This is a genomic window from Streptomyces sp. SCSIO 75703 (assembly GCF_036607905.1).
GTDB lineage: Bacteria > Actinomycetota > Actinomycetes > Streptomycetales > Streptomycetaceae > Streptomyces.
In genome coordinates this window covers 1,903,381-1,928,424 of the sequence record NZ_CP144555.1, presented here as the reverse complement: position 1 = coordinate 1,928,424, position 25,044 = coordinate 1,903,381, and the positions used below count along the sequence as shown (strand labels likewise).

Below are 25,044 nucleotides of genomic sequence, written 5' to 3'. Positions count from 1 at the left end.
CGGGCGCGCAGGGGGTGTCCAGGCAGGGCGTCGAAGCGCTTCGACCCGCCCCGGCGGCGCCCCGGTGGGGGTGTTGGCCTACGGCCGTGGGGGGAGGGCGTGCCGGGCGGGCCGGCGGTCCCGCGGGTGCGGCTGCGGGACCGCCGGGGCATCCGCCGGGCCTCCGCCGAACGGCCGCACCAGGGGTGGTGGGCCCCCGGCCCGTCCGGTACACACGGACGCGTGGACCGACCCGTACCGTACGTCCGCGGCGCCGCCCGCGCCGGTCTCCGCGGCCGTACGTCCCCCCGACGCCGCCCGGCGAGGTGAGCCGTATGTCCGCGCCAGCCGCACCCTCCTCCCGACCCGCCGTCACCGAACGCGAGGCCCGGCGGGTGGCCGAGGCCGCCCGCGAACAGGACTGGCGCAAGCCCAGCTTCGCCAAGGAACTGTTCCTCGGCCGCCTCCGCCTCGACCTCCTCCACCCGCACCCCCTCCCCGACCCGGAGGACGTCCGGCGCGGGGAGGAGTTCCTCGCCCGCCTCCGCGAATTCTGCGAACGCCGCGTCGACGGCGCCGCCGTCGAACGTGACGCGCGCATCCCCGACGAGGTGATCACCGGTCTGCAGGAGATCGGCGCCTTCGGCATGAAGATCGACCGCGAGTACGGCGGCCTCGGGCTGACGCAGGTCTACTACAACAAGGCCCTCGCCCTGGTCGGCTCCGCCAGCCCCGCCGTCGGCGCGCTGCTCTCCGCCCATCAGTCCATCGGCGTGCCGCAGCCGCTGAAGCTGTTCGGCACCGAGGCGCAGAAGGACGCCTTCCTGCCGCGCTGCGCCCGCACCGACATCTCGGCGTTCCTGCTGACCGAGCCGGACGTCGGCTCCGACCCCGCCCGCCTGGCCACCACCGCCGTCCCGGACGGGGACGACTACGTCCTCGACGGAGTGAAGCTCTGGACGACCAACGGCGTCATCGCCGACCTGCTCGTCGTCATGGCCCGCGTGCCCGCCTCCGAGGGGCACGCGGGCGGCATCACGGCCTTCGTCGTCGAGGCGTCCTCGGCGGGCATCACGGTCGAGCACCGCAACGCCTTCATGGGGCTGCGCGGGCTGGAGAACGGCGTCACCCGCTTCCACCGGGTCCGCGTCCCGGCCACGCACCGCATCGGCCCCGAGGGCGCCGGTCTCAAGATCGCCCTCACCACCCTCAACACCGGCCGCCTCTCGCTGCCCGCGATGTGCGTGGGCGCCGGCAAGTGGTGCCTGAAGATCGCCCGCGAGTGGTCGGCGGCCCGGGAGCAGTGGGGCAAGCCGGTCGCGCTGCACGAGGCCGTCGGCTCCAAGATCGCGTTCATCGCGGCGACGACCTTCGCCCTGGAGGCCGTCCTCGACCTGTCGTCCCAGATGGCAGACGAGGAACGCAACGACATCCGTATCGAGGCCGCCCTCGCCAAGCTCTACGGCTCCGAGATGGCCTGCCTGATGGCCGACCACCTGGTGCAGATCCGCGGCGGCCGGGGCTTCGAGACGGCCGACTCCCTCGCCGCCCGGGGCGAACGCGCCGTGCCCGCCGAACAGGTGCTGCGTGACCTGCGCATCAACCGGATCTTCGAGGGCTCCACCGAGATCATGCACCTGCTGATCGCGCGTGAGGCCGTCGACGCCCATCTCGCCGTCGCGGGCGACCTCATCGACCCCGACGCCTCCCTCGGCGACAAGGCGAGGGCGGGCGCGCAGGCCGGTGCCTTCTACGCCAGGTGGCTCCCCAAGCTCGTCGCGGGACCCGGCCAACTCCCTGGTTCCTACGCCGAGTTCCATCCGGCCGGGTACCCCGACCTGTCGACGCACCTGCGCTACGCCGAACGCGCCGCCCGCAAACTGGCCCGCTCCACCTTCTACGCCATGTCCCGCTGGCAGGGCCGGATGGAGACCAAGCAGGGCTTCCTCGGGCGCATCGTCGACATCGGCGCCGAGCTGTTCGCGGTCAGCGCCGCCTGCGTCCGCGCCGAGCACCTGCGTGCCCGGGGCGAGAACGGCCGCGAGGCGTACCAGCTCGCCGACGCCTTCTGCCGCCAGGCCCGGCTGCGCGCCGACGAACTCTTCGCCCGCCTGTGGCACAACACCGACGACCTCGACCGCAAGGTCGTCAAGGGCGTCCTCGGCGGCGCGTACACCTGGCTCGAGGCCGGTGTCGTCGACCCGTCCCGCCCCGGTCCGTGGATCGCCGACACCACGCCGGGTCCCTCCACCCGTCCGGACACCCACCGCACCGTCGGCTGACCGCGGGGCGGACGGCTCGGCGGCGGGCCGGGGGAGTGGTGGTGACCGCAGCCGCCCGCCCCGCGGCCCCGGGGCGCGTGACGCACGCCACCGCGCCCCGGGACACCCCGCCACACCCGGCCCCGCCATCCCGTGCCCGACGGCGGAGGACACGCCGTACGTGGCGCGTCGGGCGCGGCGAGTGCGGGGGACGCGCCACGCCCGGCCGGCCGCGCCCCCGCACCCCGGCCGGCCGACACGCCGTACCGGCGTCCCCGTACCGGCGTCCCCGTACCGGCGTCCCCGTACCGGCGTTCCGCAACGGCGTCACCGGCGTCCGCCCGGCGCCCGGCTCCGCCGGAAGCCCGCGGTGGCCCCGGCGGATGTGGGGCGGCTCACCCCGCCCAGCCACCGCGCTCACGACGCGGAATCCGCGTGTCCCGGCACCCCGGCGGCCCCCGGCGGCCCCACGGGAGGCGGGATGTGACACCCGGGTAACCGACGCCCTGTCCTGCCGGACGGCGGATGCGGCAACAATGGGGGAATGAGCGACAGTCCAGCCCCCCTCGCCGACCCGCACCTCGTCCACGACCCCGTCGCCGGAGACGGCCCGAAGGACGTGGTGATCCTCGGCTCCACCGGCTCGATCGGCACCCAGGCCATCGACCTCGTGCTGCGCCACCCCGACCGCTTCCGGGTCACCGCCCTGTCCGCCAACGGCGGCCGGGTCGCCCTCCTCGCCGAGCAGGCGTACCGGCTGAAGGCCCGCACCGTCGCCGTGGCCCGCGAGGACGTCGCCCCCGCCCTGCGCGAGGCGCTCACCGCGCAGTACGGGGCGGGGGAGCCGATCCCGGAGATCCTGGCCGGGCCGGACGCCGCCACCCAGGTCGCCGCCTCCGACTGCCACACCGTGCTCAACGGCATCACCGGTTCCATCGGCCTCGCGCCGACCCTGGCCGCCCTGGAGGCGGGCCGCACCCTCGCGCTCGCCAACAAGGAGTCGCTCATCGTCGGCGGCCCCCTCGTCAAGGGCCTCGCCAAGCCCGGCCAGATCATCCCGGTCGACTCCGAGCACGCCGCCCTCTTCCAGGCGCTGGCCGCCGGTACCCGCGCCGATGTGCGCAGGCTCGTCGTCACCGCCTCCGGCGGTCCCTTCCGCGGGCGGACCCGGGAGCAACTGGCCGGGGTCACCGTCGAGGACGCCCTCGCCCACCCCACCTGGGCCATGGGACCGGTCATCACGATCAACTCCGCCACCCTCGTCAACAAGGGCCTGGAAGTGATCGAGGCGCACCTGCTCTACGACATTCCCTTCGACCGCATCGAGGTGGTCGTGCATCCGCAGTCGTATGTCCACTCGATGGTGGAGTTCACGGACGGATCGACGCTGGCCCAGGCGACGCCCCCCGACATGCGGGGGCCGATCGCCATCGGTCTCGGCTGGCCCGAGCGCGTCCCCGACGCGGCCCCGGCCTTCGACTGGGGCACGGCGTCCACGTGGGAATTCTTCCCGCTGGACGACGAGGCGTTCCCGTCGGTGGGCCTGGCCCGGCACGTCGGGCAGCTCGGCGGCACGGCCCCGGCGGTCTTCAACGCCGCCAACGAGGAGTGCGTGGAGGCGTTCCGCGCCGGCGCGCTGCCCTTCCTCGGGATCATGGAGACCGTGACCCGGGTGGTCGAGGAGCACGGCACCCCGGACACGGGAACCCCGCTCACCGTCGCGGACGTCCTCGAAGCGGAGACCTGGGCGCGCGACCGGGCCCGGGAGCTGGCGGCACAGACGGCGGAGGCCCGTGCATGACGACCCTGATGTTCATCCTCGGCATAGTCCTCTTCGCGTTCGGGCTGCTCTTCTCCATCGCCTGGCACGAACTGGGACACCTGTCGACGGCGAAGCTCTTCGGCATCCGCGTGCCGCAGTACATGGTCGGCTTCGGGCCGACCCTCTTCTCGCGGCGCCGGGGCGAGACCGAGTACGGCGTCAAGGCCATCCCGTTCGGCGGCTACATCCGCATGATCGGCATGTTCCCGCCCGGCGCCGACGGCCGGCTGGAGGCCCGCTCCACCTCGCCCTGGCGCGGCATGATCGAGGACGCCCGCTCGGCCGCCTTCGAGGAACTGCAGCCGGGTGACGAAAAGCGCCTGTTCTACACGCGCAAGCCGTGGAAACGGGTCATCGTCATGTTCGCCGGCCCGTTCATGAACCTCATCCTCGCGGTGGCGCTCTTCCTCACCGTCCTGATGGGCTTCGGCATCTCCCAGCAGACGACCACCGTCAGCACCGTCTCCCAGTGCGTCATCGCGCAGAGCGAGAAGCGCGACGACTGCACCGCCGCCGACGCCCCCTCCCCGGCCGCGGCGGCCGGACTGAAGGCCGGGGACAAGATCGTCTCCTTCGACGGCGTCCGCACCACCGACTGGGACCGGCTCTCCGACCTGATCCGCTCCCACCCCGGCGAGAGCGTGCCGCTCGTCGTCGAGCGCGACGGCCGCACCCTCACCCTGCACGCCGACATCGCCGTCAACCAGGTCGCCAAGAAGGACGCGCACGGCCGGATCGTCGAGGGCCAGTACGTCAGCGCCGGCTTCCTCGGCTTCAGCGCCGCCACCGGTGTGGTCAAGCAGGACTTCGGCGAGTCCGTGACCTGGATGGGCGACCGCATCGGCGACGCCGTCGACTCCCTCGCCGCCCTGCCCGGCAAGGTCCCCGCCCTGTGGGACGCGGCCTTCGGCGACGGGCCCCGCGAGGCCGACTCCCCGATGGGCGTGGTCGGCGCCGCCCGGGTCGGCGGCGAGATCGCCACCCTCGACATACCGCCCACCCAGCAGCTCGCCATGTTCGTCATGCTGGTCGCCGGCTTCAACCTCTCCCTGTTCCTGTTCAACATGCTCCCGCTGCTGCCGCTCGACGGCGGTCACATCGCGGGCGCCCTCTGGGAGTCGCTGCGCCGCAACACCGCCCGCCTGCTGCGCCGCCCCGACCCGGGCCCCTTCGACGTGGCCAAGCTCATGCCCGTCGCCTACGTGGTCGCTGGCGTCTTCATCTGCTTCACCCTGCTCGTCCTGGTGGCGGACGTCGTCAACCCGGTACGCATCACCTGACCGGTGCCGGACGCCAGGGCGTGTCACCCGATCCGGGGAGCATCTCCCCCGGAAGGGGTGTTCACGCCCGGCGCCCGGCAGGTCGACGCCATCGGGTGGACCGGCCGCGCACCATGTGCCCGGCGTTCACGTCCGTGCCGTAATCTCAAAGCCGGAGCCCGCCGCTGAACGGGACCGCACCTTGATCCACGACTTGGGGTTGCACAGCAGATGACTGCGATTTCTCTCGGCATGCCGTCCGTTCCGACCAAGCTCGCCGAGCGCCGCAAGAGCCGCCAGATCCAGGTCGGCTCCGTGGCAGTGGGCGGTGACGCCCCGGTGTCGGTGCAGTCGATGACGACGACGCGGACGTCGGACATCGGTGCGACGTTGCAGCAGATCGCGGAGTTGACGGCGTCGGGGTGCCAGATCGTGCGGGTGGCGTGCCCGACGCAGGACGACGCGGACGCGTTGTCGGTGATCGCGCGGAAGTCGCAGATCCCGGTGATCGCGGACATCCACTTCCAGCCGAAGTACGTGTTCGCCGCGATCGAGGCGGGCTGCGCGGCGGTGCGGGTGAACCCGGGGAACATCAAGAAGTTCGACGACCAGGTGCGGGAGATCTCCAAGGCGGCGCGGGACCACGGCACGCCGATCCGGATCGGCGTGAACGCGGGCTCGCTGGACCGGCGGCTGATGCGGAAGTACGGGAAGGCGACGCCGGAGGCGCTGGTGGAGTCGGCGCTGTGGGAGGCGTCGCTGTTCGAGGAGCACGACTTCCGCGACATCAAGATCTCGGTGAAGCACAACGACCCGGTCGTGATGGTCGAGGCGTACCGGCAGCTCGCCGGGCAGTGCGACTACCCGCTGCACCTGGGGGTCACGGAGGCGGGTCCGGCGTTCCAGGGCACGATCAAGTCCGCGGTGGCCTTCGGCGCGCTGCTCTCGCGCGGCATCGGGGACACGATCCGGGTGTCGCTGTCGGCGCCGCCGGTGGAGGAGATCAAGGTCGGTATCCAGATCCTGGAGTCGCTGAACCTGCGGCAGCGGGGGCTGGAGATCGTGTCGTGTCCGTCGTGCGGGCGGGCGCAGGTGGACGTGTACAAGCTGGCGGAGGAGGTCACCGCCGGTCTGACGGGGATGGACGTGCCGCTGCGGGTCGCGGTGATGGGCTGTGTCGTCAACGGTCCGGGCGAGGCCCGCGAGGCCGACCTGGGGGTGGCCTCGGGCAACGGCAAGGGGCAGATCTTCGTGAAGGGCGAGGTCATCAAGACCGTCCCCGAATCGAAGATCGTGGAGACCCTGATCGAAGAGGCCCTGAAGATCGCCGAGAAGATGGAGCAGGACGGCGTCGCCTCCGGCGAGCCCTCCGTCTCCGTGGCAGGCTGACGCCCGCGTCCGCACCGGTGCCCGCCGTCGGCCGGCGTCCGCGTACGCCGCCGCGCCGGGCACCGTCCGCCGCCGGCCGGGCACCTGTCCGGCACCGGCCGGCACAGCCGTGAATGCCGCGTCGTCCCCGGGGGCGGCGCGGCACAAATTCGGCAGGTACAGTGCGGGAACCAGCAGATCTCAGGTGAGGCCCCGCACGTGTTGACGCAGACCACCTCCCGCGTGCTCGAACCGGGCGATCTGGACGCCGCGCTGGCCGTCCTCGACCGCGAACCGGTCGCCAACGCCTTCGTCACGGCCCGCGTGCGGATCGCCGGCCTCGACCCCTGGCGCCTCGGCGGCGAGATGTGGGGCTGGTACGAGGACGGCATGCTGACCTCGCTCTGCTACGCGGGCGCCAACCTCGTCCCCATCTGCGCCGGCCCCCGCGCCGTCCGCGCCTTCGCCGACCGCGCCCGGCGGGCCGGCCGGCGCTGCTCCTCGATCGTCGGCCCCGCCGAACCGACCGCCCTGCTCTGGCGGCTCCTCGAACCGGGCTGGGGCCCCGCCCGCGACGTCCGCGCCCACCAGCCCCTCATGGTCACCGACCACCTCTCCCTCGACGTCACCCCCGACCCGTACGTCCGCCGCGTCCGCAAGGACGAGATGGAGCGGATCATGCCCGCCTGCGTGGCGATGTTCACCGAAGAGGTCGGGATCTCCCCGCTGGCCGGCGACGGCGGCCTCCTCTACCAGGCCCGCGTCGCCGAGCTCGTCGGCTCCGGCCGTGCCTTCGCCCGCTTCGACGCCGACGGCAAGGTCGTCTTCAAGGCCGAGATCGGCGCCGCCACCGACCGCGCCTGCCAGATCCAGGGCGTCTGGGTCGCCCCCGAGTACCGCGGGCAGGGCCTCGCCGCCCCCGGCATGGCCGCCGTCCTGCGGTACGCCCTCGCCGACGTCGCCCCCGTCGCCAGCCTCTACGTCAACGACTTCAACACCGCGGCCCGGCGGACCTACCTCCGGGTGGGCTTCCGCGAGGTCGGCGAGTTCATGAGCGTGCTGTTCTGAGACGCCCTCCGACGGCGGCGGGACTCCCGCGGGGCGGGCAGGCCCGCGGCGGACCCCGCGGGGCGGGTGCCCTGCGGTGGCGGACGCCTGCGGGGCGGACGCGCGGGTAGGCTCCCCGCCATGGACGTCGTCATCGGCCCGCTGGACCTCCCCGCCCACGTCGACGAGGCCCTGGCCGTGCAGGCGGCGGCCTTCGGGCTCGGCCCCGACGAGATCGCCGTCCGCCGCCAGATCGTCCTGCGGCACATGACCCACCCCGGGGCCAGGGCGCTCGGGGCCACCCTCGGCGGCACCCTCGTCGGCTTCGTCTACGGCATGCCCAACGACCGCGCCCACTGGTGGTCCACCGTCGTCGAGCCCTACCTCCGCGCCGAGGGCAACGACGGCTGGCTCGACGACTCCTTCGTCATCACCGAACTGCACGTCCACCCCGACCACCAGAACCGGGGCACCGGCCGCGCCCTCATCACCACCCTCACCGCCGGCGCCACCGAGCCCCGCTCGATCCTCTCCGCCATCGACACCGACAGCCCCGCCCGCGGCCTCTACCGCTCCCTCGGCTACCGCGACCTCGCCCGCCGGGTCCACTTCCCCAGCGCCCCCATGCCCTACGCCGTGATGGGCGCCCCGCTGCCCCTGCGCGGGCATTAACCGATTTCCGCCGGGATGGGCCGCCCGGCTAACCTCCTAGCCACCACCTCCCCCACCCTCGGCGTCCCCGAGCGGGGGCCCTCATCAGCAGGAGATACGAGAACCATGGCCAACGCACCGGTCCAGCGCATGTCCCAGTTGATGGCGAAGACGTTGCGCGACGACCCGGCGGACGCCGAGGTCCTCAGCCACAAGCTGCTGGTCCGCGCCGGATACGTGCGCCGCACCGCCGCGGGCATCTGGAGCTGGCTGCCCCTCGGCAAGAAGGTCCTCGCCAACGTCGAGCGGATCGTTCGCGAGGAGATGGACGCCATCGGCGCCCAGGAAGTGCTCCTCCCCGCCCTGCTGCCGCGCGAGCCCTACGACGCCACCGGCCGCTGGGTCGAGTACGGCCCCGAACTGTTCCGCCTCCAGGACCGCAAGGGCGGCGACTACCTGCTCGGCCCCACCCACGAGGAGATCTTCACCCTCCTCGTGAAGGACCAGGCGTCCTCCTACAAGGACCTGCCGGTCATCCTCTACCAGATCCAGTCCAAGTACCGGGACGAGGCCCGCCCCCGCGCCGGCATCCTGCGCGGACGCGAGTTCCTCATGAAGGACTCCTACTCCTTCGACGTCAGCGACGAGGGCCTCGGCGAGTCCTACGCCCTGCACCGCCGCGCCTACCAGCGGATCTTCGAGCGCCTCGGCCTCGACTACCGCATCTGCGCGGCGACGGCCGGTGCCATGGGCGGCTCCAGGTCCGAGGAGTTCCTCGCCCCCGCCGAGGCCGGCGAGGACACCTTCGCCGACTGCCCGAACTGCGACTTCGCCGCCAACACCGAGGCCGTCGGCTTCGCCCTGCGCCCCGTGGCGGCCGACGGCGTGCCGGCCGCCGAGGAGATCCCCACCCCGGACACCCCGACCATCGAGACCCTCGCCGCCTCCCTCGGCGTCCCGGCCTCCGCCACGCTGAAGAACCTGCTGGTCAAGGTGGACGGCGAGATCGTCGCCGTCGGCGTGCCCGGTGACCGCGAGGTCGACCTCGGCAAGGTCGAGGCCCACTTCGCCCCGGCCGCCGTCGACCTGGTCACCGCCGAGGACTTCACCGGCCGCCCCGACCTGGTCCGCGGCTACGTCGGCCCGCAGGGCCTGGAGAAGGTCCGCTACGTCGCCGACCCCCGCGTGGCCCCGGGCACCGCCTGGATCACGGGTGCCAACAAGGAGCACACGCACGCCAGGAACGTCGTGGCCGGCCGCGACTTCGAGGTCGACGAGTACGTCGACGTCGTCGTCGTCCAGGAAGGCGACCCGTGCCCCCGCTGCGGCACCGGCCTCGTCCTGGACCGCGCGATCGAGATCGGCCACATCTTCCAGCTCGGCCGCAAGTACACCGACGCGCTCAAGCTGGACGTGCTCGGCCAGAACGGCAAGCCGGTCCGGGTGACCATGGGCTCCTACGGCATCGGCGTCTCCCGCGCCGTCGCCGCCCTCGCCGAGCAGCACGCCGACGACAAGGGCCTCGTCTGGTCCAAGGAGGTCGCCCCCGCCGACGTCCACGTCGTCGCCGCCGGCAAGGCCCTCCAGACCGAGCTGGCCCTCGACGTCTCCGGCAAGCTGGCCGCCGCCGGGGTCCGCGTCCTCGTCGACGACCGCGCCGGCGTCTCCCCCGGCGTCAAGTTCACCGACGCCGAGCTGATCGGCGTGCCCCAGATCCTCGTCGCCGGCCGCCGCTCCGCCGAGGGCGTCGTCGAACTCAAGGACCGCCGCACCGGCGAGCGTGAGGAAGTCACCGTCGACGAGGCCATCGCCCGACTCACCGCCTGACCCCACGGGACACAGGCCCACCCACCCCGCCCGACACGCCCACCGCCGTAGCGGGGAGCGGCCGGGCGGGGTGTCTGCTGCCGCTCGGGCGAGTCGGGGGACACACCCGGGGGTGGCGGCGCCGGCCGTCGGGTGGGCGACACACCCGTGCGCGCGTGTCGCCCACCCGGTGGCCGTCCGCCGCGACGGCGGGGCGTGTCGGCACGAGGACGTGTCGGCTTTTCGTCGTGCGACACGCCGACCGGGTGTGTCGTCGGCAGGAGGGGGCGGTTCCCTCGGAGCGCCGGGCGTGTCGCGGCAGGTGGGTGTGCCGGTCCTTCGGCGTGTGACACACCGGCCGGGCGTGTCATCCGCACGCGGGCAACTCCTCCGCCCTCCCGGGCGTGTCGGTGCGCGCGCCTGTCGGCGCCCGTGCGCGCGGCGCACCGATTCGGCGTGTCGCACGCACGGTTGCGGCTCAGCAGGTGGCCGGGCGTGCCGGGGACATGCCCGTGTCGGCGCCCGTGCGCGCGACACGCCGACCGGGCGCGTCGCACGCGCTCCGGCCGCCCGCCCCTACAGCCACCCCGCGAACTCCAGCAACAGTTCCGCGTCCCGTCCGCGCCCGACGCGGTGGGCCCGCACGCCCGATTCGACGGCGCGGAAGAGCGTCCAGCCGCGCAGCCGGTCCTGGTCGACGTCCAAGGACTCCGCGAGCCGCTTCACCCGGCGGCGGGTCGTCGAGGCGCCCGACGGCTGGGCGATGAGGTCCTCGACCCGGTCCCGTACGAGCCGTGCCAGGTCGAAGGCGTGCTCGCCCACCACCGGGTCCGGCCCCACGGCGAGCCAGGGCATGCGGTCCCCGGCGAGGACCTTGCTCTGCCGGAACGTACCGTGCAGCAGGCGTCGTTCGGGCGGCGAGGCCAGCAGGTCCTCGCGGGCGGCGAGGGCCGCCTCGACGAGGGGCGCCGCCTCCGGGAGGTCCGCCGCGCCCGCGCGCATGGCCTCCGCCTGCCGGCCGGTGCGCCCCGCGACGCTCTCGAAACGATGGCCGTCCGGCGGCTCCACCCACAGCCGCCGCAGCGTGCCCGCGGCCTCCAGCAGCGCCTTCGCCTCCGCCAGCGACCGTACCGACACGTCGGGACGCAGCCGCTCCAGCAGCAGCACGCCCTCCTCGGGGGCGGGACCGGGGCCCTCCAGGAGCCTGACCGCGCCGAGCCCCTTCCAGTGGGCGAGCGCGGCCCGCTCGCTCTCCGGGCGCGCCCGGGGCGGGGCCAGCTTGAGCACGGCGGGCGTCCCGTCCGCCGTCCGCACCAGGACGACGAGGCTGCCGCGCCCGCCGGGCACCTGCACGCGTTCGACGGCCAGCCCGTGCCGCTCCACGGCCCGCCGCGCCGCGGCGGCCAGGCCGGCCAGCCAGTCGTCGCCCTGCGGAGCCGTCTCACCGAGCGCCCTCACCAGACGCCGCGGCGGTTCGAAAGCCATGCGCGAGCCGTTCCCTTCCCGTACGGGTCGCCCGTACGTGTCACTGCGTCGGAGTCGCCGACGGCGACGCCGGGGCGGACGGCGTACCGGCCCGTTCGGCGAGGCCAGGGAAGGCTACGCTGCCGCCGCGCCAGCGCACCGCCCGGACCGCCGCCTCGCGCAGCGCCCCGGCCGCCGCGGCCCGCCGCGCGCCGTCCGCGGCCCGCACCAGGTCCGAGTAGACCCCGGCCACCCGGTCCTCCAGCTCGGCCGCCAGCCGTACCGCGCTCGCCGCGTCCCGCACCGGGAAGGGCAGCGCGTACCCGGCCGCCGCGGCGACCGGCCGGCCGCCCAGGTCGCGGACCTCGCGGGCCAGCGCGTCCCGGCGCGCCCGGTGGGCGTCGTACGCCGCACGGGCCTCCGTGCGCCGGCCCTCCCCGATCCGGCCGCCGACGACCCCGTAGCCGTACACGGCCGCGTGCTCGGCGGCCAGTGCCGCCTGGAGGGCCTCCAGGCGCCCGTCCTCCGACTCGCTCACCGGACACCCTCCGTCAGCAGGTACACGTGGGCCGCCCCGGCGGCGGCCACCGAGGACAGCAACCGGGCCAGTTCACCCGGCACGTCCAGGAGCGCCGCGGTCCGCCGCTCGGCGAGCTGCCGTTCGGCGGTGACCAGCGTGGTGAGGGCACCCTCCTCGTCCGCGGGGACGGCCGGGGAGGCGTCCTCCGGCGGACCGGCGGCCCGCGCCGACACCGACGGGGAGGCCGGCGCGGAGGCGGCCGGCCGCGAGGCCGTGGGCGACGCCGTCCCGGGGCCCGCGAACGCCGCCGCGTGCCGCACCGTCTCCTCCCGCAGCGGCCCCAGCCGCCCGGCGAGCCCCGGGTGCGCGGCGATCACCGCGTCGTACCGGGCGGCCAGCGCCTCGCTGTCGGCCGCCGCCCGCGCACGCGCCCGCGCGGCGGCCGACGGGCCCGCGGAGGCGGAGTCCGGGGAGCCGGAGCAGCCGGCGAGCAGCGCGACCCCGGCCGCCGAGGCGAGCAGGCTCCTTCTGCGCGGCCCCGAGGGCACGCGCGGCGATGAGGGGAACGGCACGGCAGACGTCCTCGGCAGGCTCGTACGGAAGCGGCGGATGAGCGACGGGCGGGCGACGGGAAGCGACCGGTGACGGGACGCGCGGCCCACTCGTGATCACGGTACCCGGGCCCGTGCCCGGTGCCCCTCATCGGCACCGCCGCTCCCGGGTGGACGGCAACACCCTCCGGGACCGGATACCCTTTGACCAGACACGCGACCCGCCCCACAACAGCAGACGCTGCCGAGGAGTCACCCGGATGAGCACCACCCAGAGCGAGAGGCTGCGAGCACTTCTGGAGCCGCTCGTCGGCTCCCAGGGACTGGACCTCGAAGAGATCGCGGTGGACTCCGTCGGACGCAAGCGTGTGCTGCGTGTCGTCGTCGACTCCGACACCGGAGCGGACCTGGACCGGATCGCCGATGTGAGCCGCGCGCTCTCGGCGAAGCTCGACGAGACCAACGCGATGGGCGAGGGCGAGTACACCCTGGAGGTCGGCACCCCCGGCGCGGAGCGTGCCCTGACCGAGCACCGCCACTACGTCCGGGCCACCGGCCGGCTGGTGCGCTTCCGCACGCAGGACGACGGCGAACTGGTCGCCCGCGTCCTCGCCGTGGACGAGGACGGGCTCGACCTGGAGGTCCCCGGGGTGAAGGGCCGCAAGGCCACCACGCGCAGACTCGCCTTCGGCGACATCGCCACGGCACGCGTCCAGGTCGAGTTCAACCGCAGGACCACCGAGAACGACACCGCCGGCGACGGCGACGACATGACGGAAGAGGAGGCGTAGCCGTGGACATCGACATGAGTGCCCTGCGGGGCCTGGTGCGGGAGAAGGAGATCTCCTTCGACCTGCTGGTCGAGGCGATCGAGTCGGCCCTCCTCATCGCCTACCACCGTACCGAGGGAAGCCGGCGGCAGGCGCGCGTGCGGCTCGACCGCGAGAGCGGACACGTGACCGTGTGGGCGAAGGAGGACCCCGAGGACCTCGAAGAGGGCCAGGAGGCACGGGAGTTCGACGACACGCCGTCCGACTTCGGGCGGATCGCCGCCACCACCGCCAAGCAGGTCATCCTGCAGAGGCTGCGCGACGCCGAGGACGACGCGACGCTCGGCGAGTACGCCGGCCGCGAGGGCGACATCGTCACGGGCGTGGTCCAGCAGGGCCGCGACCCGAAGAACGTGCTCGTCGACATCGGCAGGCTGGAGGCCATCCTGCCGGTGCAGGAGCAGGTGCCCGGCGAGACCTACCCTCACGGCATGCGGCTGCGCAGCTACGTGGTCCGCGTCGCCAAGGGCGTGCGCGGCCCCTCGGTGACCCTCTCGCGCACCCACCCGAACCTCGTGAAGAAGCTCTTCGCGCTGGAGGTGCCGGAGATCGCCGACGGGTCCGTCGAGATCGCCGCGATCGCCCGCGAGGCGGGTCACCGCACGAAGATCGCCGTACGGTCCACCCGCTCCGGGCTGAACGCCAAGGGCGCCTGCATCGGCCCCATGGGCGGCCGGGTGCGGAACGTGATGGGCGAGCTGAACGGCGAGAAGATCGACATCGTCGACTGGTCCGACGACCCGGCCGAGATGGTGGCCAACGCCCTCTCCCCGGCGCGGGTCTCCCGGGTCGACGTGGTGGACCTGGCGGCCCGTTCCGCCCGGGTCACCGTGCCCGACTACCAGCTCTCGCTGGCGATCGGCAAGGAGGGGCAGAACGCCCGCCTGGCGGCCCGGCTGACCGGCTGGCGCATCGACATCCGGCCGGACACGGAGCAGTCCGCCGAGTAGCGCGCACCGGACATTCCGGGCGCACGGGAATAGTTCCAAGCCGCGTGTGGCTGAGATCACGACAGGTTCGCACGCGGCAACTGTTCGATTCTTGCCCCATAAGGGTGAGGTCGGTTCGGGGAGGTAGACTGAACTGTGTCTGGCCGGACACGCGCCCGAGCCTGCCCTGAGCGCACCTGTGTGGGATGCCGGGAGCGAGCGGCCAAGAACGAGTTGCTGCGCACCGTGGCGGTCGAGGGCGCCTGCGTCCCCGATCCACGCGGTACGCTGCCCGGTCGGGGTGCGTACGTGCATCCCGTCCCGTTCTGCCTCGACCAGGCACTGCGCCGCAGGGCGTTTCCGAGGGCGCTGCGCGCCCCGGGCCCGCTCGACGTAAAGGCGTTGCGTCACTACGTCGAGCAGGCGCAAGGTTGCTGAGAGCGACATGGTAAGGAAGACGTGCCGCGCGGAAGCCTCCGCACGGCTCTGGTACCTCGCGAGTCGAAAGCAGGTCGAGATTGCGATGAGCACTCGATGAGTACGCGATGAGTACGCCCATGAACTAGCGACGGTCCGGACGCAACCCGGACCTCAGAGGAGCGAAGTGGCTAAGGTCCGGGTCTACGAACTCGCCAAGGAGTTCGGCGTGGAGAGCAAGGTCGTCATGGCCAAGCTCCAGGAACTCGGTGAATTCGTCCGTTCGGCGTCTTCGACGATCGAAGCGCCCGTAGTACGCAAGCTGACAGACGCCTTCCAGGGCGGCGGCAACGGCAGGTCCGCCAAGCCCGCCCCGCGCAAGGCAGCCCCCAAGCCCGGTGCGCCCGCCCCGGCGCCCGCGCGCCCGGCGAAGGCCGCCGCGCCGCGTCCGGCCGCGCCCAAGCCGCCGGCCGCCCAGCAGCCCGCGGCCCCGTCCGCGCCGGCCCCCGGCCCGCGTCCGACGCCGGGTCCGCGTCCGGCACCCCGTCCGGCTCCGGCCGCGCCGGAGTTCACCGCGCCGCCGGCGGCTCCGTCCGCCCCGGCCGCGTCCGGCCCCAAGCCCGGCGCGCGTCCCGGCGCCCCCAAGCCCGGTGCCCGTCCCTCCGCGCCCGGTCAGGGACAGCAGGGCGGCCAGGGCCGTCCCGGCGGCGGGCAGCGCCCCGGCGCCACGGCGCCGCGTCCCGGCGGCCGTTCCTCCGGCCCCCGTCCGGGCAACAACCCCTTCACCTCCGGCGGCAACGCCGGCATGGCCCGTCCGCAGGCCCCGCGCCCGCAGGGCGGTCCGCGTCCCGGCCCCGGTGCCCCCGGCGCCGGTCCGCGTCCGCAGGCCCCCGGCGGTCAGGGCGGTCCTCGTCCCCAGGCTCCGGGCGGCTCCCGTCCGACGCCGGGCTCGATGCCGCGTCCGCAGGCCGGTCCGGGCGGTCCCCGTCCCGGCGGCCCGCGCCCGAACCCGGGCATGATGCCGCAGCGTCCCGCTGCCGGCCCGCGTCCCGGCCCCGGCGGCCGCGGTCCGGCCGGTGCCGGTCGCCCCGGCGGCGGTCGTCCCGGTGGCGGCGGCGGTTTCGCCGGCCGTCCCGGTGGCGGTGGCGGTGCCGGTCGTCCCGGTGGCGGCGGCGGTTTCGCCGGCCGTCCCGGCGGCGGTGGCTTCGCCGGCGGCGGTGGCCGTCCCGGCTTCGGCGGCCGTCCCGGTGGTCCCGGTGGCCGCGGTGGCACGCAGGGCGCCTTCGGCCGTCCCGGCGGTCCCGCGCGTCGCGGTCGCAAGTCGAAGCGGCAGAGGCGCCAGGAGTACGAGGCCATGCAGGCCCCGTCGGTCGGCGGCGTGATGCTGCCTCGCGGCAACGGCGAAGCCATTCGCCTGTCGCGCGGTGCGTCGCTCACCGACTTCGCGGAGAAGATCAACGCCAACCCGGCGTCGCTCGTCGCGGTCATGATGAACCTGGGCGAGATGGTCACGGCCACCCAGTCCGTCTCCGACGAGACGCTGGAGCTGCTGGCCGGCGAGATGAACTACACGGTTCAGATCGTCAGCCCGGAGGAGGAGGACCGCGAGCTCCTGGAGTCCTTCGACCTCGAATTCGGCGAGGACGAGGGCTCCGAGGAGGACCTGGTCGTCCGTCCGCCGGTGGTCACCGTCATGGGCCACGTCGACCACGGAAAGACCCGGCTGCTCGACGCGATCCGCAAGACCAACGTCGCGTCCGGCGAGGCCGGTGGCATCACCCAGCACATCGGTGCCTACCAGGTCACGACCGAGGTCAACGACGAGGACCGCAAGATCACCTTCATCGACACCCCGGGTCACGAGGCGTTCACCGCCATGCGTGCCCGCGGTGCGAAGTCGACGGACATCGCGATCCTGGTCGTCGCGGCCAACGACGGCGTCATGCCGCAGACGGTCGAGGCGCTCAACCACGCCAAGGCGGCCGACGTCCCGATCGTCGTCGCGGTCAACAAGATCGACGTCGAGGGCGCCGACCCGACCAAGGTGCGCGGCCAGCTCACCGAGTACGGGCTGGTGGCCGAGGAGTACGGCGGCGAGACCATGTTCGTCGACATCTCCGCCAAGCAGGGCCTGCACATCGACTCCCTGCTGGAGGCCGTGGTCCTCACCGCGGACGCCTCGCTCGACCTGCGGGCCAACCCGGCCCAGGACGCGCAGGGCATCTCGATCGAGTCCCGTCTCGACCGCGGCCGCGGTGCCGTGGCGACGGTCCTCGTCCAGCGGGGCACCCTGCGGGTCGGCGACACGATGGTGGTGGGCGACGCCTACGGCCGCGTGCGCGCCATGCTCGACGACAACGGCAACAACGTCGCCGAGGCGGGTCCGTCCACGCCGGTCCAGGTGCTGGGTCTGACCAACGTCCCGGGTGCCGGTGACAACTTCATCGTGGTCGACGAGGACCGTACGGCCCGTCAGATCGCGGAGAAGCGCGCCGCCCGTGAGCGCAACGCCGCGTTCGCCAAGCGCACGCGCCGCGTGTCGCTGGAGGACCTGGACAAGGTGCTCAAGGCCGGCGAGGTCCAGCAGCTCAACCTCATCATCAAGGGCGACGCGTCCGGATCGGTCGAGGCCCTGGAGTCCTCGCTGCTCCAGCTCGACGTCGGCGAAGAGGTCGACATCCGCGTCCTGCACCGCGGCGTCGGTGCGGTCACGGAGTCCGACATCGACCTGGCGATGGGCTCCGACGCCATCGTGATCGGCTTCAACGTGCGCGCCGCCGGGCGGGCACAGCAGATGGCCGAGCGCGAGGGTGTGGACGTCCGGTACTACTCGGTCATCTACCAGGCGATCGAGGAGATCGAGGCGGCCCTCAAGGGCATGCTCAAGCCCGAGTACGAAGAGGTCGAGCTGGGCACCGCGGAGATCCGCGAGGTCTTCCGCTCCTCCAAGCTGGGCAACATCGCGGGTGTCCTCATCCGCTCCGGCGAGGTGCGGCGGAACACCAAGGCCCGCCTGCTGCGCGACGGCAAGGTCATCGCGGAGAACCTCTCCATCGACGGGCTGCGCCGCTTCAAGGACGACGTCACCGAGATCCGCGAAGGCTTCGAGGGCGGTATCAACCTCGGCAACTTCAACGACATCAAGGTCGACGACGTCATCGCGACGTACGAGATGCGCGAGAAGCCGCGGGTGTGACACACCCCGGCTCCGGCCGGCCGACGGGCCCCGTCCCGTCGGCCGGCCGGCCGCTGTCCGGGACCGGTCCGCCGGTGCCCGCACGGCACGGAAACCCCGTCGAGCGGGCGCCCCGTTCGGGGTACCGTTCGTGATGTCCCTGCCCGCACCGACGGCAGGGCCGTCGATCCCGTACCGGCGGGTCATCCGGCACACACATGTACGTGGGGACGCTGTCCTTCGACCTGCTCCTCGGCGACGTGCGGTCGCTGAAGGAGAAGCGCTCCGTCGTCCGCCCGATCGTCGCCGAGCTCCAGCGGAAGTACGCCGTGAGCGCGGCCGAGGTCGACAACATGGACCTGTACCGGCGGGCCGGCATCGGACTGGCCGTGGTCTCGGCGGACGCGCGGCACCTGACCGACGTGCTCGACCGGTGCGAACGGCTGGTCGCCGGCCGCCCCGAGGTGGAACTGCTGTCGGTACGACGGCGTTTCCACGGCGACGACGACTGAACAAGACCGACAGGAAAGAACGGGAGACGGACCAGTGGCCGACAACGCGCGGGCGAAAAGGCTGGCGGACCTCATCCGGGAGGTGGTGGCCCAGAAGCTGCAGCGCGGGATCAAGGACCCGCGGCTCGGCACGCACATCACCATCACGGACACCCGGGTCACGGGCGACCTGCGGGAGGCGACCGTCTTCTACACGGTGTACGGCGACGACGAGGAGCGGACGGCCGCCGCGGCCGGGCTGGAGAGCGCCAAGGGCATCCTGCGCTCCGAGGTCGGCAAGGCGGCGGGCGTGAAGTTCACGCCGACTCTCACCTTCGTGATGGACGCCCTGCCGGACAACGCGCGCACCATCGAGGACCTCCTCGACCGGGCGCGGGAGTCCGACGCCAAGGTGCGCGAGGCGTCCGCGGGCGCCACGTACGCCGGCGGCGCGGACCCGTACCGCAAGCCGGGCACCGAGGACGACGAGACGGACGACACCGCCGAATGAGCGAGAAGCACACCACGCCCGACGGCCTCGTCATCGTCGACAAGCCGTCGGGCTTCACCTCGCACGACGTCGTCGCCAAGATGCGGGGCATCGCCCGCACGCGGCGCGTCGGGCACGCCGGCACGCTCGACCCGATGGCGACGGGCGTCCTGGTCCTCGGCGTGGAGCGGGCGACCAAGCTCCTCGGTCACCTCGCCCTCACCGAGAAGGAGTACGTGGGCACCGTCCGGCTCGGACAGAACACGCTCACCGACGACGCCGAGGGCGAGATCACCTCGTCCACGGACGCCTCGCGGGTGGACCGGGGCGCCCTGGACACGGCCGTCGCCAAGCTGACCGGCGACATCATGCAGGTGCCCTCCAAGGTCAGCGCCATCAAGATCAACGGTGTGCGGTCCTACAAGCGGGCCCGTGAGGGCGAGGAGTTCGAGATCCCCGCCCGTCCGGTGACGGTCTCCTCCTTCGCCGTGCACGACGTCCGCGAGGCCACCGCCGACGACGGCACGCCGGTGCTCGACCTCGTGGTGTCGGTGGTCTGCTCCTCCGGCACGTACATCAGGGCCCTCGCCCGCGACCTCGGCGCCGACCTCGGCGTCGGCGGCCACCTCACCGCGCTGCGCCGTACCCGGGTCGGCCCGTACAAGCTGGACGCGGCCCGGACCCTCGACCAGCTCCAGCAGGAGCTGACCGTCATGCCGGTCGCGGAGGCCGCGGCAGCCGCCTTCCCCCGCTGGGACATCGACGCCAGGCGGGCCCGGCTGCTCGCCAACGGCGTCCGCCTGGAGATGCCCGAGACGTACGCCGGGGCCGGCGCCGTCGGCGTCTACGCGCCCGACGGCCACTTCCTCGCGCTCGTCGAGGAGCACAAGGGCAAGGCGAAGAGCCTGGCCGTCTTCGGCTGAACGGGCGCCGCACCACGGGCCCACGGGGTGGCACGGGCCGCCCCGTGGAGCGGCGGTCACGGGGACCGCTCGCCGCCGCTCCACGGGTCCCCCTCGGTTCCCCCACCTCATAGGTGTATCCATCCGCCCCCTCCGGTTCACCCGACCGGGCAGGCGCTCGGAGTGAACAGGGGAGCGGAAGGGGGCGCGTTCGCCGCGGGACCTTTTGCCGCTGATCATCACCGTCCTACCGTCGGACCCGGAGCACGGGTGCATGGCGGGGAGGGCCGACGATGGCGTCGCGGAACGGATCACGGGAGGCGGACGACGACGCGGGGCGGGGCTCCCGGGAGACGGGCCGGCGCGCCGGGCCGCGAGCCTGCGGACCGGACCATGGGGTGGAGCCGGACCGGGGCGCCGCGCGGGAGGCTTGCGGGCCGGACCCCGGCGACCGCCCGGGGCGGCGGGAGGCCGCTGCGGCGGTCCCGGAGGCGCGACGCCCGCCCGAGGACCGCCTGGTCCGCCTCCACGACCTCGCCGGGCGCCCGCGCGGCACCGGGTTCGCCGCCGACCACCACGGCACCGTCGTCACCAGCCACGAGGCCGTCGACGGCCTGACCCGGCTCGTGCTGCGCACCGCCGACGACCGCCGGCGGGTCGTGACGGCCGCCGAGGTGACCCCGCTGCCCGCCCTCGGCCTCGCCCTGGTCCGCGCCGACGGCCTCAGCCTCACCCCATTGCCCATCACCGTCCGGGACCGCGCCGAACCCGGCGCCTACGTGCGCATCGCCGCCGGCGGCTGGCGCGAGGCCCGCCTCCTCGGCACCGCCGACGTCACCTACACCGCCACCGACCGCTTCCACCAGCTCGGCGCCCTCGAACTGGCGGTCGGCACCTCCGGACTGGACGCCCTGCGCCTGGGCGGCGGCGCCGCGGGCGGCCCCGTGCTCGACGCCGCCACCGGTGCCGTCCTCGGCGTCCTCGGCACCGCCCTCAGCTCCGGCCACCGCGACGCCGGTTTCGCCGTGCCGCTGCGCCCCGCCCGCGGCCCCCTCACCGGCCTCCTCGCCACCAACGCGGCCACCGTCCCCGCCTACGGCCCCGACCTCAACCTGGCCGGCGTCCTCCAGCTCACCGCCACCTCCGTCGGCCAGGACGGCCCGGCGACCGGCGCCCACGCTCACCCCGGCCCGGTGGAGCCGGTCGAACGGAGCGCGCATGCCCGCGAGTTCGCCGCCTTCACCGACGGCACGGCGCCGGTACTCGGCCTCGTCGGCGCCCCCGGCACCGGGCGCACCACGGAACTGGCCGCCCTCGCCGCCCGCCGCTCACGAGGCGCGGAACCGGCGCCCACCCTCTGGCTGCGCGGCGCCGACCTGCGCGACGACGACACCTCCGTGGCCGACGCCGCCGCCCGCGCGCTGGCACGGGCCGCCCGTATCGTCGCCGCCTCGGACCGAGCCCGCCCCGGCGGCCTCGGCGACGTGAGCCCCGACCGGCTCGCCCGCCTGGCCCGGGACGGCGGGCGCCCCCTGCTGCTTCTGCTCGACAGCCCCGAGGAGATGCCGTCGCTGCTGGCCCACCGCCTGCCCGAGTGGACCGAGGGCACGGCCGCGTGGCTCCGCGCGACGGGCGCCCGGCTGGTAGTGGCGTGCCGCGCCGAGTACTGGGAGCACGCGGGCGCCGAGTTCCCCCGCGAGCTGCTGCACGCGCCGGCGACGGGCGGACCGGCGCCGCTGCCGGAGGCCGGGGCGGACCCGGCCGACGGGCACGCCTGGCCGGAGGAACAGGCGGGGGAGGCCCCGGGGCCGGTCGACGGAGAGGACCGGCCGGCCTGCGCCGAGGGCCGCGAGGGAACGGAGGGGCAGGGAGAGCGGACGCCGGCCCGGGAGGGGGGCCCGTGTGGTGGCGCGACCGGGTCCGACGGACCGGAGGCGCCGGGGGCCCCGGACACGGCGGCGGAGGAGCCGGCCGACGGGCTCGTTCCCGGCCTGGTCCGCCGCGATCCCTGGGCGGAGGAGGACCTGGGCGGCCACGCCCACGGAACACCGTGCGCCCTCGCGGCCGGGCAGGGAGCGGGCGACGCCCGCCCCTGGGCGGCGGCGGTACGGGACCCGTGGGCAGAGGAGGAGCCGGACCGCGCCCACCCGGGGGACGGCGATGCCCACCCTGAGGACGGCGACGCTTCCCTCGCGGCCGAGAACGGCTCCCGTGCGGCCGGTGCGGAGAGGGGCGACACCGCGGGCACGCCGCGGGACCGTATCGGCGGGACGTGCGCCGTCCCCCCGCCACCGGCCGACGCCGGACCCGACCGGGGCCGGACGCCGGAGCGGGACCGCAGCCAGGACCGGGCCGGTACGTCCGGCCGGGGCGGGACCCGGGAGGGGCTCTCGGACCGTGCCGGTGACCGGGCTGGTGCGTCTGGCTGGGGTGGGGCTCGGGACGGGTTTTCGGACGGCGCCGGTGGCCGGGCTGGTGCGTCTGGCTGGGCGGGTGTGGAGGATGTGCCGTGGCGGGGGCGTACGGCTGCTGCCCCGGGGCCGTCCGCCGGGCCTTCCGCTCCCGCCTGGTCCGGTGCCGGGCCTTCCGCTCCCGCTCCCGCCTGGTCCGGTGCCGGGCCTTCCGCTCCCGCTCCCGCCTGGTCCGGTGCCGGGCCTTCCGCTCCCGCTCCCGCCTGGTCCGGTGCCGGGCCTTCCGCTCCCGCTCCCGCCTGGTCCGGTGCTGGGCCTTCCGCTCCCGCTCCCGCCTGGTCCGGTGCCGAGCCCGGCTCCGGCGCGCTGCCGCCCTGCGTCCGGATCGGTGACCTCGGCGAGGACGAGGCCCGGCAGGCGCGCGCACGCCACCGCGTCCCGGACGGCGCCCTCTCCGACGCCGACGGCCGCCACCCGCTCACCCTGCGCCTGCTCTCCGAGGTCCTGGCGGCGCTCCCCGGCCCCGCCCCGACCGCTCCCGTCGACCGGGACACCGTCTTCGCCGCCTGGCTCGACCTGGCCTGCCTGCGCGTCGCCACCCGCATCGCCGCGCAGAACGGGCAGCGCGGCACCGCCGTACGCCGGCTCGCCGCCAGGGTCGCCGGACAGGTGCACGAGGCCGCCCGGCGCAGCCTCGGCCCCGGGCAGGGCGAGCTGGACCGGGAGGCGTTCGAGGCGGTGTTCCCCTGGGGCCCGGCCCCGGCACGGCTCGGCGGCGGCACGGGCTGGGCCTCCGCCGTCCTCGCCGAGGGCGTCCTCGTCCCCGCCGGCGGCGGCTACCGCTTCGCCCACGAGGAACTGGCCGACTGGCTCCAGGGCACGCACCTCGACCTGGACGAGGCCCTGCGCGTCCTCGTCCACGACCGCCGCACCCCGCCCGACGCCCGCACCCTGCCCGTCCCGCACCACCGCATCGGCCCCGTCGCGGAGGCCCTGCTGCTCCGGGGGCGCCAGCACGGCGTCCCCCAGCTCGCCCTGACACTGGAAGAGCTGGTGCACGCGCTGGACGCCGAACCGCACTCCTGGTGGGCCGCCCGGCTGCTCGCCCGGACGCTGGTCCGGCTGCCCGACGCCACCCCGTACACGGAGGTGCTGCGGCTGCTCGCGGACGGCATCGCGGAGCGCGGCGGCGCGGGGCGCGCGGTGCCGGGACCCTTCGGGCCGGGGTTCTGGACCGCCCTGCGCCTGCCCCAGAGCACCCGCCTCGACCTGCTGCGCCGCCTCGTCCTCGCCGACGGCCCCCCGCACGCCCCCGGACCCCGGCACCTGGACACCGTCGCCCGGCTGCTCGCCCACGCCCCGGCCGTCGTGCAGCCCCTGCTCGTGCGCTGGTTCGACGACACCCGGCCGCTGCCCGCCACGCCCCACGCCACCGTGGCCACCGCCGCGCAGGCCCTCCTGCACACCCACCGTCACCGTCGCCTGGACGGCCTCGTCGAGGTGCTGGCCGACAGCCCGCACCCGCGCGCCGACGAACTGCTCGCCGTCCTCGCCGAGGAGGAGCCCGCCGCACTCTGCCGGGCCGTCGACCGCTGGGCGCGCGGCACCCGCCCCGACCGGCACGCGGCGGCCCTCGTCCACGGCCTGCGCGCCGCCCCGCACGCCCGCACCGCCGGGGACCGCGCCCTGTTGCGCCACGCCGCCCTGCTCCTGCTCGCCCACCCCGCCGGCGGCCCCCTGCACGGTGGCGCCCTCGCCCTGCTGATCCAGGACCCCGGCAGCCGCGACCGCCATCTGCCGCGGGCCCTCGGCCGCTTCGCCACCGGCGACCCGCACCTGCCGCCGCGTGCGGTGGCCGCCGCCCTGGCGACCCACCCCGAGCCCGTCCTCGACGCCTTCCGCAGCCGGCTGCGCGGCCCCGGCGCCGCGGAGGCCCTGTGCCACCTGCTCGACGCCACCACACCCGCCCTGGCCCGCCGGGTCGCCAGGACCGTCGCCGAGGCGGCGGCGGAGTGGCCCGGGACCGCGCTGACCGTCGCCGGACACGTCGACCGCGGCCTCGGCCGGGGACCGGCCGCCCGCGCCGTGCTCCTCCCGCTGGTCACCGGCCTGCTGGACGGCGGCCCCGGGCCCGTGCGGTCCGCCCTCGCCGCCGTCCTCGCCGCGGACGGCGGGGCCGCGCCGGGCTTCCTCCGCCGCGAGCTGCGCGAGCACCTCCTCGCCCACGAGAACGACCCCGCCGTCCTGGAGGCACTGCTGCACGCCGCCGTCCGGGGCGACGGACCGGACCTGCGCGCCCTCGTCCACCGCACCGGCATGCTGCTGGTCCGCACCCCCGAGGGCGCCGCCCGCTTCGACCGCGCCCTGGTCGACCTGGCCCGCCGCCGGCCCGCCTTCGGCACCCGGCTGACCGGCTGGCTCGGCGAGGCCCCCGAGGACTGGGCGGTCCTCGTCGGGCCCAGCACCCGCCGCACCCTGGAGCACCTCGAAGGCTCCCGCGTCCCCGTCTGACCGGCCGGAGGCGTCCGGCCCGCGCGTGCACCCCGTCACAGCATCCATGCCGATGCGGGCGGGAGCCGGTGGGCATGGCACCCTTAGTCCTGCGAAAAAGGCAACCTGGGCAACCGCGGACATGGTTCGACTCGACGAGTTTGCGACAAGGAGCAGACAC

18 protein-coding genes are annotated in these 25,044 nt (G+C 74.7%); 15 read left to right on the top strand and 3 right to left on the bottom strand.

What is annotated here, in order from left to right; translation table 11 throughout:
- The first annotated feature begins 314 nt into the window (after window positions 1-314).
- The 7 genes from VM636_RS08215 (at window position 315) to VM636_RS08185 (ending at window position 10,214) form a co-directional block, all read left to right on the top strand.
- Window positions 315-2,261 carry an acyl-CoA dehydrogenase family protein gene (locus VM636_RS08215; RefSeq protein WP_053913704.1) on the top strand — a complete coding sequence of 649 codons (1,947 nt, stop codon included), beginning with the start codon at window positions 315-317 and terminating at the stop codon, window positions 2,259-2,261.
- 523 nt (window positions 2,262-2,784) lie between these two features.
- Window positions 2,785-4,041 carry a 1-deoxy-D-xylulose-5-phosphate reductoisomerase gene (gene dxr / locus VM636_RS08210; RefSeq protein ID WP_030422093.1) on the top strand — a complete coding sequence of 419 codons (1,257 nt, stop codon included), beginning with the start codon at window positions 2,785-2,787 and terminating at the stop codon, window positions 4,039-4,041.
- Window positions 4,042-4,049: 8 nt separating this feature from the next.
- The gene (locus VM636_RS08205; protein WP_078856141.1) at window positions 4,050-5,342 is read left to right on the top strand and encodes a site-2 protease family protein; all 1,293 of its coding nucleotides are present in this window, start codon (window positions 4,050-4,052) and stop codon (window positions 5,340-5,342) included.
- A 210-nt stretch (window positions 5,343-5,552) separates the two neighbouring features.
- Window positions 5,553-6,710 carry a flavodoxin-dependent (E)-4-hydroxy-3-methylbut-2-enyl-diphosphate synthase gene (gene ispG / locus VM636_RS08200; protein WP_338484207.1) on the top strand — a complete coding sequence of 386 codons (1,158 nt, stop codon included), beginning with the start codon at window positions 5,553-5,555 and terminating at the stop codon, window positions 6,708-6,710.
- Between the two features lie 198 nt (window positions 6,711-6,908).
- On the top strand, window positions 6,909-7,757 hold the full coding sequence (locus VM636_RS08195; protein WP_030422709.1) for a GNAT family N-acetyltransferase: 849 nt from the start codon (window positions 6,909-6,911) through the stop codon (window positions 7,755-7,757).
- Between the two features lie 120 nt (window positions 7,758-7,877).
- The gene (locus VM636_RS08190; RefSeq protein ID WP_030422708.1) at window positions 7,878-8,408 is read left to right on the top strand and encodes a GNAT family N-acetyltransferase; all 531 of its coding nucleotides are present in this window, start codon (window positions 7,878-7,880) and stop codon (window positions 8,406-8,408) included.
- Window positions 8,409-8,513: 105 nt separating this feature from the next.
- Window positions 8,514-10,214, top strand: a complete 1,701-nt coding sequence (locus VM636_RS08185; RefSeq protein ID WP_030422707.1) for a proline--tRNA ligase — start codon at window positions 8,514-8,516, stop codon at window positions 10,212-10,214.
- Window positions 10,215-10,769: 555 nt separating this feature from the next.
- Here VM636_RS08185 and VM636_RS08180 read toward each other — a convergent pair.
- From VM636_RS08180 to VM636_RS08170, 3 genes are read right to left on the bottom strand one after another with little or no spacing between them, the layout of a single operon-like run.
- Window positions 10,770-11,678, bottom strand: a complete 909-nt coding sequence (locus VM636_RS08180; RefSeq protein WP_030422706.1) for an aminoglycoside phosphotransferase family protein — start codon at window positions 11,676-11,678, stop codon at window positions 10,770-10,772.
- Between the two features lie 40 nt (window positions 11,679-11,718).
- Entirely contained in the window at window positions 11,719-12,195 is a 477-nt protein-coding gene (locus tag VM636_RS08175; protein ID WP_030422705.1) for a ferritin-like domain-containing protein, read from the bottom strand.
- Entirely contained in the window at window positions 12,192-12,749 is a 558-nt protein-coding gene (locus VM636_RS08170) for a hypothetical protein (protein WP_030422704.1), read from the bottom strand. The genes VM636_RS08175 and VM636_RS08170 overlap by 4 nt, the downstream gene beginning before the upstream one ends.
- Before the next feature lie 239 nt (window positions 12,750-12,988).
- On the opposite strand from VM636_RS08170, the gene rimP reads away from it, so the two are divergent.
- The 8 genes from rimP to VM636_RS08130 all read left to right on the top strand — a co-directional run bounded on the left by rimP (window position 12,989) and on the right by VM636_RS08130 (window position 24,884).
- Window positions 12,989-13,519, top strand: a complete 531-nt coding sequence (rimP, locus tag VM636_RS08165) for a ribosome maturation factor RimP (RefSeq protein WP_030422703.1) — start codon at window positions 12,989-12,991, stop codon at window positions 13,517-13,519.
- A gap of 2 nt (window positions 13,520-13,521) precedes the next feature.
- A complete protein-coding gene (nusA, locus tag VM636_RS08160) occupies window positions 13,522-14,508 on the top strand; it encodes a transcription termination factor NusA (RefSeq protein WP_030422702.1) in 987 nt (328 codons plus the stop codon).
- A gap of 135 nt (window positions 14,509-14,643) precedes the next feature.
- On the top strand, window positions 14,644-14,925 hold the full coding sequence (locus VM636_RS08155; RefSeq protein WP_078856221.1) for a YlxR family RNase P modulator: 282 nt from the start codon (window positions 14,644-14,646) through the stop codon (window positions 14,923-14,925).
- Between the two features lie 166 nt (window positions 14,926-15,091).
- Window positions 15,092-18,100 (top strand): translation initiation factor IF-2, encoded by a 3,009-nt coding sequence (infB, locus tag VM636_RS08150; RefSeq protein WP_030422701.1) that lies wholly within the window; start codon window positions 15,092-15,094, stop codon window positions 18,098-18,100.
- 197 nt (window positions 18,101-18,297) lie between these two features.
- Complete coding sequence (locus VM636_RS08145) at window positions 18,298-18,591, top strand: DUF503 domain-containing protein (RefSeq protein WP_030422700.1); 294 nt, start codon at window positions 18,298-18,300, stop codon at window positions 18,589-18,591.
- Window positions 18,592-18,625: 34 nt separating this feature from the next.
- A complete protein-coding gene (gene rbfA / locus VM636_RS08140; protein ID WP_030422699.1) occupies window positions 18,626-19,081 on the top strand; it encodes a 30S ribosome-binding factor RbfA in 456 nt (151 codons plus the stop codon).
- A complete protein-coding gene (gene truB, locus VM636_RS08135; protein ID WP_030422698.1) occupies window positions 19,078-19,983 on the top strand; it encodes a tRNA pseudouridine(55) synthase TruB in 906 nt (301 codons plus the stop codon). The genes rbfA and truB overlap by 4 nt, the downstream gene beginning before the upstream one ends.
- A 272-nt stretch (window positions 19,984-20,255) precedes the next feature.
- A complete protein-coding gene (locus VM636_RS08130; protein ID WP_338484198.1) occupies window positions 20,256-24,884 on the top strand; it encodes a trypsin-like peptidase domain-containing protein in 4,629 nt (1,542 codons plus the stop codon).
- The last annotated feature ends 160 nt before the right edge of the window (window positions 24,885-25,044 follow it).